At 70.6% G+C, this 11,955-nt stretch carries 11 protein-coding genes; 8 read left to right on the top strand and 3 right to left on the bottom strand.

Annotated elements, in window-relative coordinates; translation table 11 throughout:
- The first annotated feature begins 238 nt into the window (after positions 1–238).
- From fabG to EHO50_RS39010, 3 genes are all read left to right on the top strand, one after another.
- On the top strand, positions 239–943 hold the full coding sequence (gene fabG, locus EHO50_RS39020; RefSeq protein WP_062700269.1) for a 3-oxoacyl-[acyl-carrier-protein] reductase: 705 nt from the start codon (positions 239–241) through the stop codon (positions 941–943).
- A gap of 5 nt (positions 944–948) precedes the next feature.
- Entirely contained in the window at positions 949–1,725 is a 777-nt protein-coding gene (gene fabI, locus EHO50_RS39015) for an enoyl-ACP reductase FabI (protein ID WP_128436589.1), read from the top strand.
- Positions 1,726–1,896: 171 nt separating this feature from the next.
- Positions 1,897–2,247 (top strand): hypothetical protein, encoded by a 351-nt coding sequence (locus EHO50_RS39010; protein WP_128436588.1) that lies wholly within the window; start codon positions 1,897–1,899, stop codon positions 2,245–2,247.
- Here EHO50_RS39010 and EHO50_RS39005 read toward each other — a convergent pair.
- Entirely contained in the window at positions 2,225–2,917 is a 693-nt protein-coding gene (locus EHO50_RS39005) for a FadR/GntR family transcriptional regulator (protein WP_128436587.1), read from the bottom strand. The genes EHO50_RS39010 and EHO50_RS39005 overlap by 23 nt on opposite strands.
- 70 nt (positions 2,918–2,987) lie before the next feature.
- On the opposite strand from EHO50_RS39005, the gene EHO50_RS39000 reads away from it, so the two are divergent.
- From EHO50_RS39000 to EHO50_RS38985, 4 genes are all read left to right on the top strand, one after another.
- On the top strand, positions 2,988–4,310 hold the full coding sequence (locus EHO50_RS39000; RefSeq protein WP_128436586.1) for a CynX/NimT family MFS transporter: 1,323 nt from the start codon (positions 2,988–2,990) through the stop codon (positions 4,308–4,310).
- Positions 4,311–4,387: 77 nt separating this feature from the next.
- The gene (locus EHO50_RS45720; protein WP_128436585.1) at positions 4,388–4,504 is read left to right on the top strand and encodes an SGM_5486 family transporter-associated protein; all 117 of its coding nucleotides are present in this window, start codon (positions 4,388–4,390) and stop codon (positions 4,502–4,504) included.
- Between the two features lie 167 nt (positions 4,505–4,671).
- Positions 4,672–4,878, top strand: coding sequence for a hypothetical protein (locus EHO50_RS38990; protein WP_128436584.1), 207 nt, complete (start codon positions 4,672–4,674; stop codon positions 4,876–4,878).
- A gap of 65 nt (positions 4,879–4,943) precedes the next feature.
- On the top strand, positions 4,944–5,462 hold the full coding sequence (locus EHO50_RS38985) for a SixA phosphatase family protein (RefSeq protein WP_128436583.1): 519 nt from the start codon (positions 4,944–4,946) through the stop codon (positions 5,460–5,462).
- A 75-nt stretch (positions 5,463–5,537) separates the two neighbouring features.
- Here EHO50_RS38985 and serB read toward each other — a convergent pair whose 3' ends face one another.
- Positions 5,538–6,746, bottom strand: a complete 1,209-nt coding sequence (gene serB / locus EHO50_RS38980) for a phosphoserine phosphatase SerB (protein ID WP_128436582.1) — start codon at positions 6,744–6,746, stop codon at positions 5,538–5,540.
- 328 nt (positions 6,747–7,074) lie between these two features.
- The gene (locus EHO50_RS38975; protein ID WP_128436581.1) at positions 7,075–9,159 is read right to left on the bottom strand and encodes a streptophobe family protein; all 2,085 of its coding nucleotides are present in this window, start codon (positions 9,157–9,159) and stop codon (positions 7,075–7,077) included.
- A gap of 241 nt (positions 9,160–9,400) precedes the next feature.
- Between EHO50_RS38975 and EHO50_RS38970 the strand changes: the two genes are divergently transcribed.
- The gene (locus EHO50_RS38970; protein ID WP_128436580.1) at positions 9,401–11,944 is read left to right on the top strand and encodes an ABC transporter ATP-binding protein/permease; all 2,544 of its coding nucleotides are present in this window, start codon (positions 9,401–9,403) and stop codon (positions 11,942–11,944) included.
- Positions 11,945–11,955: the final 11 nt, after the last annotated feature.

Raw genomic sequence — 11,955 nt, 5'->3', positions numbered from 1 at the left:
AGGTCTCCCTGCTGTCGTGGCCTGTCGGCACCGATCATGTCGCGCGAGCGGGGCGTCGGACCACACGTTTCCGGCTGGAGTGCGCATCATTCTGTAGGGACCCGACAGTGACACCCGTACGCCACTGTCGGTGCCCGAATGTCCCCAGGCGGGACCGGCCCGATAGGTTTTCGGGGAAGCCGCCTGCCATCCACGTGTTCGGGCGGGTGTGTCAGACCTCTATCGAAAGGGTGATCCGTTGAGCCGCTCGGTTCTCGTCACCGGAGGCAACCGGGGCATCGGCCTCGCCATCGCCCGCGCTTTCGCCGACGCCGGCGACAAGGTCGCGATCACGTACCGCTCGGGTGAGCCGCCGGCCGGCTTCCTGGCCGTCAAGTGCGACATCACCGACACCGAGCAGGTGGAGCAGGCCTACAAGGAGATCGAGGCCGAGCACGGCCCGGTCGAGGTTCTGATCGCCAACGCCGGCATCACCAAGGACCAGCTCCTGATGCGCATGTCCGAGGAGGACTTCACCTCGGTCATCGACACCAACCTCACCGGCACCTTCCGCGTGGTCAAGCGCGCCAACCGCGGCATGCTGCGCGCAAAGAAGGGCCGCGTGGTGCTCATTTCGTCGGTCGTCGGCCTCTACGGCGGCCCCGGCCAGGCCAACTACGCCGCCTCCAAGGCCGCCCTGGTCGGCTTCGCGCGCTCTCTCGCCCGTGAGCTGGGTTCGCGCAACATCACCTTCAACGTCGTCGCGCCCGGCTTCGTCGACACCGACATGACCAAGGTGCTCACCGACGAGCAGCGCGAGGGCATCGTGAAGCAGGTGCCCCTCGGTCGTTACGCGCAGCCGGAGGAGATCGCCGCGACGGTGCGGTTCCTCGCCTCGGACGACGCTTCGTACATCACTGGAGCCGTCATCCCCGTTGACGGCGGACTGGGAATGGGTCACTGATCACCATGGCTGGAATCCTCGAGGGCAAGAAGATCCTCATCACCGGTGTGCTGATGGAGTCCTCCATCGCCTTCCACGCCGCCAAGCTGGCCCAGGAGCAGGGCGCGGAGATCATCCTGACCGCCTGGCCGCGTCCGACGCTGACCGAGCGCATCGCCAAGAAGCTCCCCCAGCCGGAGAAGGTCAAGGTCCTGGAGCTCGACGTCTCCAACGACGAGCACCTCGCCCGCCTGGAGAGCCAGGTGCGTGAGCACCTGGGCGACAAGCTCGACGGCATCGTGCACTCCATCGGCTTCGCGCCGCAGGACGCGCTCGGCGGCAACTTCCTCAACACGCCCTTCGAGTCCGTGGCCACCGCCATGCACGTCTCCGCCTTCTCCCTGAAGTCGCTGACGATGGCGCTGCTCCCGCTGATGACCGAGGGCGGCTCCGTCGTCGGCCTCACCTTCGACGCGCAGTTCGCCTGGCCGCAGTACGACTGGATGGGCCCGACCAAGGCCGCTCTGGAGGCCACGAACCGCTACATGGCGCGTGACCTGGGCAAGCACGACATCCGCTGCAACCTGGTTTCGGCGGGCCCGCTCGGCTCCATGGCCGCGAAGTCCATCCCCGGCTTCGCCGAGCTGGCGTCCGTGTGGGACAGCCGCTCCCCGCTGGAGTGGAAGCTGGAGGACCCGGAGCCGGCCGGCCGCGGCATCGTCGCCCTGCTGAGCGACTGGTTCCCGAAGACCACCGGCGAGATCATCCACGTGGACGGCGGCCTGCACGCCATCGGAGCCTGACCCCCCGTACATCGACCACGTCGCCGACGCCCCGTTTCTCCCGCAGCGCGGGGGAGCGGGGCGTCACCCGTTCGGCCTATCCGGCCGGGCGGGCCAGACCCACAACTGCGCACCCTGGAGTACGCGTTCATCACGCGAGCCCCTCTCCCGTACGGCCGAGGAGGTCCCGTTGTGCGCTTGTCCCGCCGCCTGGCCTCGACGACCGTCGCCGTCGCCCTCGTACTGCCCCTGTCGTACGAGGCGCTGGCCCACGCACGCGTGCCCGCCGTTCAGGCGGAGCCCCGGGAGCCGTTCGGCGCCGCGTGCCGCATACGCGTCAGCGGCTCCCAGGTGACCGTCTACTGCCACAACCCCTATCCGGACACGGACCGGGTGAGTCTGCACGTGGAGTGCGCCCGCTGGTGGGACATCGACAGTGACGGCTCCCCGGTGGCGGCCGGGCCGGCGCAGACCGTGCGGCTGACCGGGCGCTGCTGGAAAGAGGTCGGCTCGGTGTGGATCAGTCACGGGCGGGAGAGCTGAAGCGCCCCGGACGGCACAGGAACGGATAGCTCGCCGCCTCCGTCGCGGCCGCCGCCGCGTCTCCCGCGCGGATCGCATCGACCAGCCGGGCATGGTCCATGTGCGTCTCCGGCGTCAGCTCCTCGCCGACGTCCTCGCGCAGCCAGTCCCGCAGTACCTCGCCCAGGTCCGCGTACATCGCCGTCATCACGTCGTTGTGGGAGGCCGCCACCACCGCCAGATGGAAGGTCGCGTCGGCCGCCACGAACGCCTCCGCGTCACCCGACTCCCAGGCCTCCTCCCGCCGCACCAGCAGGGCGTCCAGCTGCTTGAGGTCCTTCTCCGTACGCCGCTCGGCGGCCAGCTTCGCGGCGGCGGACTCCAGGGTGGAGCGCAGCTCGGCGATGTGCCGGGGGTCGGCGTCGGCGAAGCGGCGGTGCATGACACCGGCCAGCTCGCTGGTCGCCACCACGTAGGTGCCGGAGCCCTGGCGGATGTCCAGCAGGCCGTTGTGCGCGAGCGCGCGGACCGCCTCACGGACCGTGTTGCGGGCCACGCCGAGCTGCTCGACCAGCTCGGGCTCCGTCGGGATACGGGAGCCGACCGGCCATTCGCCCGAGGTGATCTGGTTCCGCAACGCCGCGATGACCTGCTCGGACAGTGCCGAGCGGCGGGGGTGGCTCAGGGGCATGGCACACCTTCGCACGTCAGGACCGGGACCGGGCGGGCCGGGGGTGGACAACCAATCATCCCATGATTCTATGATGGGCGACATGGCTAGCGAGGAGACCCGGACTACGACGTCCACGCGGATACGCACCCATGGGGAGCGCACCCATGAGGCGCGTACCCCTGAGCCACGCACCCCCACAGGGCCGACCACGCGCGCGTGGACGATCCGGCTGCTCGTGCTCGGCATCGTGCTGACCGCGCTGAACCTCCGCCCCGCCATCACCAGCCTCGGCGCCCTCCTCGAAGAGGTTCGCGACGGGCTCGGCATGAGCGGCAGCGTGGCCGGACTGCTCACCTCCGTGCCCCCGCTCTGCTTCGCCGTCTTCGGCGTCATGGCCCCGCGCCTGGCCCGCCGCTTCGGCCCGGGCGCGGTGGTGTGCGCGGGCATGGCCGCCATCACCGCGGGCCTTCTCATACGGCCGTACACGGGCAGCACGGCCGGTTTCCTGGCCGCCAGCGCACTCGCCCTCATGGGCATCGCGGTCAGCAACGTCCTGATGCCGGTCATCGTCAAGCGCTGGTTCCCGGACCGGGTCGGCTCCATGACCGGCCTGTACTCGATGGCCCTCGCGCTCGGCACCGCGTCCGCGGCGGCGGTGACGGTGCCCATGACCGAGGTGCTGGGCGGGAGTTGGCAGACCGGGCTCGCGGTGTGGGCGGCGCTCGCGGCGACGGCCGTACTGCCGTGGATCCCGTTCGTACGGGACCGGGGGGCGGGGCCCGCCGCGTCCGCGCAGGAGGCCCCCGCGCGCGTGGACGCGCCCCCGCTGCGGATCACCCGGAGCCGCACCTCCTGGGCCCTCGCCGTCTACTTCGGGCTTCAGGCCACCGGCGCCTACATCACGATGGGCTGGATGGCGCAGATCTTCCGGGACGCGGGAGTGCACGCCGGCACGGCGGGGCTGCTGCTCGCCGTCACGATGGTGATGGGCGTGCCGCTGGCCTTCGTCATCCCGCGCCTCGCCACCAGGCTGCCCCACCAGGGGCCGATCGTGCTCGCGCTGGGCGCCTGCGGCCTCGCCGGATACGCCGGTCTGTACCTCGCACCGGCCGCCGGTTCCTGGGCCTGGGCCCTGCTGCTGGGCGTCTCCAACTGCTCGTTCCCGTTGGCCCTCACGATGGTCGGCATGCGGGCCAGGACCAGCGCGGGCGTGGCCCAGCTGTCGGGCTTCGCGCAGAGCACCGGCTATCTGATCTCGATCCCCGGCCCGCTCCTGGTGGGCGTGCTCTACCAGCACAGCGGCGGCTGGGGGCTGCCGATCGCGCTCATGGCGGGCCTGATGATCCCGCAGATGGCGGTAGGTGTCCTGGCGGGACGCGACCGCACGGTGGAGGACGAGGCGGCTCGCTGACCCCGGCCCGCTGACCCCGGCCCGCTGAGCCTCACCCCGGCCGACCCGCCCCGGACGGCGGGTGCGAGACTTGCCGTATGCCAGTGCTCGACCCGAACCCCCAGAACGGCCAGAAGAAGATGCTGCTCGTCTTCGGCGCGTTCCTCGCCATCTTCGTGGTCATCGCCATCGTCGCGACGATCGCCTCCCCCTGACACACGTCGTCCTGCCGATGGTGGGGCTAGCACCACCATCCCCTAGGGGGCGAGTGTCAGGGTCAACTGGGTGGATCACCGGATGGGTTGAGGGTCGAGGAGTCCGTAACTTCGAAGTGTGACCGCGAGAGGCGGACACGGACCACTCGAAGACCCACGGAGGCGTCATGTCGGCCCGCACGCACACCCCGCCCCACCCGGCGTCCACGGGCCGTGCCGACATCCGGCTGCCCTGGTGGGCCCTCGCCCTGCCGACGCTCGCCTTCGTCACGCTGTTGATGCTGATCATCAACCCGTCCGACGCGCAGGCGGCGACCGCCGAGCCCGCGATCACCCAGCTCTTCGAGCGCATACAGCAGTTGATCACGCGCTGAGCACTACAGAAGCCGCCCGTCAACTACCTGCGCCCCATGGCCTGTTTCATGCGAAGCTGGATCTCATGAGCGTCGCAGAACCCCGCAGGATTGTCCTCTTCCGGCATGCGAAAGCCGACTGGCCACAGGTCACCGACCACGAGCGGCCGCTCGCTGATCGGGGCCGAATGGACGCGGCAGAGGCCGGCCGCAGGCTGGCCGACACCGACATCCCCTTCGATCTGGCCCTGTGCTCCACCGCGACCCGGACTCGGGAGACCTGGAAGCTCGCCGTCCACGAGTTCCCGCACCGGCCGAAAACCATCTACGAAGAGCGGGTCTACGAGGCCTCACCCGGCGAGCTGATCGCCGTGCTCAACGAAACACCCGACGACGTCCAGAGCGTCCTGCTGATCGGCCACAACCCGGGCGTGCAGGGACTCGCCGAGATCCTGTCCGGCTCGGCCGAGGACGAGGCGCGCGAGCGGATGAGCCGCCGCGGCTTCCCGGCCGCCGCCTTCGCCGTCCTCTCCTTCAGCGGCCCCTGGAAGACGCTGGAGCCCGGCGTGGGCACCCTGCTGGACTACTGGGCACCGTCCGAGTGACAGACCCACGCGTAGGGGCCCGGCGCCGTCCCGGTGCCGGGCCCCTACGCACCCAGGGCTTCATTGCGCGGGTCGTCAGCCCTCGTCGTGCATGTCCGCCGCCTCGACCTCTTCACGGGTGACGCCCAGCAGATACAGGACCGTGTCCAGGAACGGCACGTTCACCGCCGTGTGCGCCGCCTCCCGCACCACCGGCTTGGCGTTGAAGGCGACGCCCAGACCGGCCGCGTTCAGCATGTCCAGGTCGTTGGCGCCGTCGCCGATCGCCACCGTCTGCGACAGCGGCACCCCCGCCTCCGCGGCGAACCGGCGCAGCAGCCGCGCCTTGCCCGCCCGGTCCACGATCTCGCCGGTGACCCTGCCCGTCAGCTTGCCGTCGACGATCTCCAGCGTGTTCGCCTGGGCGAAGTCGAGCCCGAGCCGCTCCTTCAGATCATCGGTGACCTGGGTGAACCCACCCGAGACGACCCCGACTTGATAGCCGAGCCGCTTCAGCGTACGGATCAGCGTGCGCGCACCCGGCGTCAGCCGCACCTCGCTGCGCACCTTCTCCACCACCGACGCGTCCAGCCCCTCCAGCAGCGCCACGCGCGCGTGCAGCGACTGCTCGAAGTCCAGCTCCCCGCGCATCGCGGCCGCCGTCACCTCGGCCACCTTGTCCTCGCAGCCGGCGTGCGCGGCGAAGAGCTCGATCACCTCGTCCTGGATGAGGGTCGAGTCCACGTCCATGACGACCAGGCGCTGCGCCCGCCGGTGCAGACCGGCCGCGACGACGGCGATGTCGACACCCAGTGCCGCCGCGTCGGTCACCAGGGCGGTGCGCAGCGGCTCGGTCTCCACGCCGGAGACCGCGAACTCCACTGCCGTCACGGGGTACTTGGCGAGCCGGAAGATACGGTCGATGTTGCCGCCGGACTTGGTGATCCGGCCGGCGATCGCGGCCGTCGCCTCCGCGGTGAGCGGGTGCCCGAGCACCGTCACCAGGGAGCGTCCGAGGCCGCGCGGACGGTTGTCGCCCAGGCCGGAGATGATCTCCGCCTGCATCTTCATCGACTCGGCCCAGCTGTGTACCGTCGCCCGGAGGTCCCCCTCCAACCCGGCAGGAGGCTGCGTCACGAGCGCGCACAGCGTGATCCGGCCACGGGTGAGGACCTGCTCGATGTCGACCACGTCGACGGAGTAGGCGGCCAGCGTGTCGAAGAGGCCGGCCGTGATTCCCGGCCTGTCCTTCCCGAAGATCTTGACGAGAAGTGTGGGGATGTCGGAGGTCTGCGAAGCGCTCATGGTGCTTCCACCGTATCCGGCACCCAGTGCCTGCCGCCCCTGAGGTCCGTCTAGCGGACACGGAACACTGGGTGTCTGTCGGGTGGCGTGAGTCTTACGTTCGGGTCACGGCTGCACCAGTAGCTATGAGCCGACGCAGGAGTACCTGTGAGTCATCGAGGTCACCCACTCGTGCCGGACGCGACTGCGGACGTACCGCGGCCGTGCCCGAGAGGCGTACTGCGGTGGCCTCGCCCGGGCGGATCACCGCGGCCCGGACGCATCACCGCGAGGCGTGCCGACCCGCTGCCGCCTCGGGGATGGCCCCGCAGCCCGACCCCGCGCGGGATCAGGGGTGCCCCTTCGGCTTCCCCGGCGGCGGGGGAGGGGGTGGCGGAGGCGGAGGCGGTGGACCGTCGTCCCCTCCGGACCGCGACCGATTCCCACGCCGACGAGGGGGGCGAGGCGACCTCGGGGGTGGTGTGAACGGCCGGGCGACCGTGGGCGCGCCGTACATGTCGTCGCCACCGGGGCGCGGCGGCTCACCGTACTGAGGGGCGCGGGGCTGCGGGGCGCCCCCCGGAGGCGGAGCTGCGTCCGGCGGCCGCGCGTCCTCCGGCTCGCGCAGGTGGTCCGGCTTGCGCAGATACGGGTTCGTCGCCGGGTTCGGTGGCCGGTACGGCGTGCCGGGCGTGTACGGCCCGGACCGGCTCACATACGACGAAGCCCCGGCACCCTCGGCCGCCGATCCCGTCCATCCCACCGAGCCCGGCGTACCTGCAGATCCCGGAGTCCCCGCACCCGCCCCCACCTCACCCCGAGCCAGCGGCGCCGCCCGCTGCCCCGCAGCCCCCGTCGCCCGGGCCAGCAGTGCCCCCACGGCACCCGCCCCCGCGCCCCAAGCCGCCCCCAGGAGCAGCGCCATACCGAGGTTGCCCCGCAGCTCCACTCCGGCGCCGAACGCGTCGAAGCCCAGTACCGACAGCGAGGCATCCACGGACAGCTGCGTCAGCCACGCGAGCAACGGCAGCGTCAACGCCGTGGCGATCCCCAGCCGCAGCGCACACCGCCCGGCGAAACCGAGGGGCCCTGGATCCCGTACGCCCCGGGAAGCTGGACCTCCTGCCGCGGCGGCTCCCGATGGCCGTACGGCACCCGGATCCGGCCCCCCGACCGCACCGCCCCCCGATCCCCGTACGCCCCAGGAACCACCCGAGCCACCCACCGACCTTCCACCCGAAGCCACCCCGCCGTGAGCCCCCGGAGCCTCGCCGGGCCCGTCGCCACCGCCCCGTCCCCCGCCCTCGACGCCACCCCGCGCCCCCACCGGCGTCCGCGCCGCTGTCAGCACGCCTGCGAGCAGCATCATCAGTGCGGCCGCGACCCCCAGCAGCCACACCCGTCCGTCCAGGTCCGCCAGCCTGCTCAGCGTCACGGACTGGTCGGCGCCGCCGTTCAGCAGGTCGTCCAGGGGATCCGGGAGCAGGCCGACCAGCGCCCCCGTGGCCCGGCCGTCGAACGGTACGAGCAGGCCGATCGGGATGCCGAGCCAGACGCCGTTCGGGGCGCCGAGCAGGGCGGCGCCCGCGATCCGCTTGGGGTGGTCGTCGCCGATCGCCGCGTACGCCGCCGCCGCGAGCCCTGCCGCGACCGCCACCAGCAGCACCGTGACGAGGGCGGACGCGGCGGGTCGAACGACGCGGTGCACGGCCTCCCAGCCGCGCGGCAGCGGGGTGCGGCGCGAGGCCAGCAGGGCGATCAGCAGGATGCCGGCGGACCAGGCCATGCCGCCGAGCAGCGTCGGCGCCGTATCCACCGTGAAGCCCACCGCCGCCTTCGCGTCGATGAGGTCGCCGATCTGGTCGGGCAGCAGGCCGCCGATGTCCCCGATGTCACCCACCCCGGGGATCTCGATTCCGCCGCCGCCCCCGCCACCCCCGGGCAGGTCGTCGAGCCCCAGCGAACTCCCGTCGATCGTGATGACGTCGTGTCCCGCCCAGGCGAGTCCGCTCAGCATCGCCACGAACAGCGCGACCACTGCGCCCACGCGCGCGAGGAGTTCGGCAGGCGCGATCACAACTCCCGCGCCCCGCAAGGACCGTAAGAAGAACCACGACAGCAGCACCGCGCCGACCAGGCTCACGCCCAGTGGCGTGATCTCGATGGCGGTCGCCGCCTCCGCGCCCGTCAGCCCGAAAGCAGACACATCACCGGACGGTGTGACAGAACCACCCGCCCCAAGGGCCACCACCGCCGCGGTCATCGGACCCAACGAACCCGCCGTGTCCGCCTCCAGCAGATGCAGACCGAGTGCCGCCGTACCCGCCATCCCGATCAACGCCCAGCTCACGCAGGCGATCGCGGACAGCAGGATGTCTCCCCACGGCAGCCGTGTGCCGTGCCTCGCGGTCTCGACGTTCGTGGACGCGGTCATGGCAGACCCCCCGATCCGCGGCGCGGCGACTGTTCGCCGCGCATGTCCCCCTCGCGTGGATTACCACTCTCCGGGCTGATTTCAACCCCGTCAACGGAACCAGTCGAAGCGCGTATGCGTGCTCCTCACAAGGCCCGACTTTCGGTCAGGGGGCGGAGCCTGAAATAGTTCCCGACGATGTTCGACATCCCTAGACTCCCTGTGTTGGGGGTAACTCGGGGGACTACTCAGTGGGGCTGGAGTGCCGGAACTCGTACTGGAATTGAACGGACGGACCTGGACGCTCGATCCGTCCAGGTCCTACAACCTCGGACGCGATCCGCAGGGCGACATCGTGTTCGACGACGCCAGAGTGTCCTGGCGGCACGCCACGATCAGCTGGAGCGGCCGTAGTTGGGTCATCGAGGACAACGGCAGTACCAACGGCACCTTCGTGCAGGGCCAGCGGATACACCAGCTGGAGATCGGCCCCGGCTCGGCCGTGCACCTGGGCAACGCGACGGACGGACCGTGCCTGAACCTCTCCGGCACCGCGGCATCCGTCGCCTCTCCGCAGGCCCAGCCGCAGCAGCAGCCGTACGCCGCGCAGGGGGCGCAGGCGGGCTGGGCCCAGCAGGCACCGGCTCCTCAGCAGGCCCCGGCCCAGCAGGTTCCGCAGCAGCAGGCCCCGCAGGCCGGCTGGCAGCAGCCGCAGCAGGCCGCCGCGCACATCCCGCACCAGCAGGGCCCCGGTGGTGGTGCGGGGGCGCCGCCGGTCTACGGCGACCGCAGCCCCACCACCTTCCACCAGTTCGCCATCGGCCGTGTCATGCGCATCGGCCGTGCTCTGGAGAACGAGCTGGTCGTCTCCGACCTGCAGGTCTCCCGCCACCACGCCGAGTTCCACTCGATGCCCGACGGCCGCATGGAGATCCGCGACCTCGGCTCCCACAACGGCACGTACGTCAACGGCCAGCCGATTGCCAAGGGCGGCTCGCAGCTGCTGGGCCCGGCGGACATCGTGGGTGTCGGTCACTCCACGTTCCGGATCGTCGGTGACCGCCTCGAGGAGTTCGTCGACACCGGTGAGGTCTCCTTCTCGGCACGTCACCTGACCGTCACGGTCGACGGCGGCAAGCAGATCCTCAAGGACGTCTCCTTCGGCGTCCCCGAGAAGTCGCTCATCGCGGTCATCGGACCGTCCGGTTCCGGCAAGTCGACCCTGCTCAAGGCGCTCACCGGCTACCGGCCCGCGAACCAGGGCGACGTCCTCTACGACAACCGGAACCTCTACAAGCAGTTCGCCGAGCTGCGCCAGCGCATCGGTCTGGTCCCGCAGGACGACATCCTGCACAAGGAGCTGACCGTCAAGAAGGCCCTCAAGTACGCGGCCAAGCTCCGCTTCCCCGCCGACACCACGGGCAAGGAGCGCGAGGCCCGTATCGACGAGGTGCTGCGCGAGCTGAAGCTGGACATCCACAAGGAGAAGAAGGTCACCTCCCTCTCCGGCGGCCAGCGCAAGCGCGTCTCGGTGGCCCTGGAGCTCCTCACCAAGCCGTCGCTGATCTTCCTCGACGAGCCCACCTCCGGCCTCGACCCGGGCATGGACCGCGATGTCATGCAGCTGCTGCGCGGCCTCGCCGACGACGGCCGTACGGTCCTCGTCGTCACCCACTCCGTGGCCGAGCTGGCGCTGTGCGACAAGCTCCTGGTGATGGCGCCGGGCGGTGCGGTCGCCTACTTCGGCCCGCCCGAGGAGGCGCTGAACTTCTTCGGCTACGACACCTGGGCCGACGTCTTCTCCGCCTTCGAGAACTACCGCGACTACGACTGGGCGGGACGCTGGAAGGGCTCGCAGCACTACCAGATGTACGCCGCGGACATCGACGCCGTTGCGCCGCAGTCCGTACAGATGCCTCCGATGCAGGCGATGAAGCCGCCGAAGCCGCAGGGCTGGATGTCCCAGTTCGTCACGCTGGTGCGCCGCTATGTGTCGGTGATCGCCTCCGACAAGGGCTTCCTCGCCCTGATGGTGATCCTGCCGGGCGTCCTCGGCGCGGTGAGCCTGCTGATCGACGCGGGCAAGGACCTGCTGCCCAACCCGGCCAATCCGCAGACCGGCCGGATCATCCCGAACGGCACGGCCACCACCGTCCTGCTGATCCTCGCGGTCGGCGCCTGCTTCGCGGGCGCCGCGAACTCCGTGCGTGAGCTGATCAAGGAACGGGTCATCTACGAGCGCGAGCGGGCGACCGGCCTGTCCCGCTCGGCGTACCTGATGTCCAAGGTGTTCGTGCTCGGCCTGATCACCGTGCTGCAGGGCCTGATGGTCGGCGTGATCGGCTTCGCCAGCCGGGAGATCCCGGAGGAGGGCCTGGTCCTCGGCAACCTGACGCTCCTGGAGCTCTCCCTGCCGATCATGGCGCTGGGCTTCACCTCGATGATGTTCGGCCTGATCATCTCGGCGCTGGTGAAGACGGCCGAGAAGACGATGCCGCTGCTGGTCATGTTCGCGATCATCCAGGTCGTGTTCACGGGTTGCCTGTTCGCCCTGAACGGCTCGATCGGCGTCAATCAGTTCTCGTACCTGATGCCGTCGCGCTGGGCCGTGGGCGCCGCGGGTGCCACGCTCGACTTCAACAAGATCAGCCCGCCCGACAAGGGCGAGAGCAACGACCCGCTCTGGGAGCACACCGTCGGCGCCTGGACCATGGACATGCTCGCCCTGATCGTCCTCGGTGTGATCTGCGGCATCTTCGTGGCCCGCTTCCTGCGCCGGCACGAGCCCGAGGTCATGCGCAAGTAGTCGCTGTCGCG

The sequence above is a fragment of the Streptomyces cyaneus genome (assembly GCF_004028635.1).
In the GTDB taxonomy this organism is placed as follows: Bacteria; Actinomycetota; Actinomycetes; order Streptomycetales; family Streptomycetaceae; genus Streptomyces; species Streptomyces cyaneus.
Note: the sequence above shows the minus strand (reverse complement) of the source record. Positions and strands in the feature narration are given on the sequence as shown.

What these genes read in the sequence shown, in the direction of transcription:
- EHO50_RS45720 (WP_128436585.1), top strand. Translation starts at nt 4,388, where the DNA reads ATGCCAGTGCTCGACCCGAACCCCCAGAACGGCCAGAAGAAGATGCTG.
- serB (WP_128436582.1), bottom strand. Translation starts at nt 6,746, where the DNA reads ATGAGCGCTTCGCAGACCTCCGACATCCCCACACTTCTCGTCAAGATC.
- EHO50_RS38990 (WP_128436584.1), top strand. Translation starts at nt 4,672, where the DNA reads ATGTCGGCCCGCACGCACACCCCGCCCCACCCGGCGTCCACGGGCCGT.
- EHO50_RS39000 (WP_128436586.1), top strand. Translation starts at nt 2,988, where the DNA reads ATGATGGGCGACATGGCTAGCGAGGAGACCCGGACTACGACGTCCACG.
- EHO50_RS39005 (WP_128436587.1), bottom strand. Translation starts at nt 2,917, where the DNA reads ATGCCCCTGAGCCACCCCCGCCGCTCGGCACTGTCCGAGCAGGTCATC.
- EHO50_RS38985 (WP_128436583.1), top strand. Translation starts at nt 4,944, where the DNA reads ATGAGCGTCGCAGAACCCCGCAGGATTGTCCTCTTCCGGCATGCGAAA.
- fabI (WP_128436589.1), top strand. Translation starts at nt 949, where the DNA reads ATGGCTGGAATCCTCGAGGGCAAGAAGATCCTCATCACCGGTGTGCTG.
- EHO50_RS38975 (WP_128436581.1), bottom strand. Translation starts at nt 9,159, where the DNA reads ATGACCGCGTCCACGAACGTCGAGACCGCGAGGCACGGCACACGGCTG.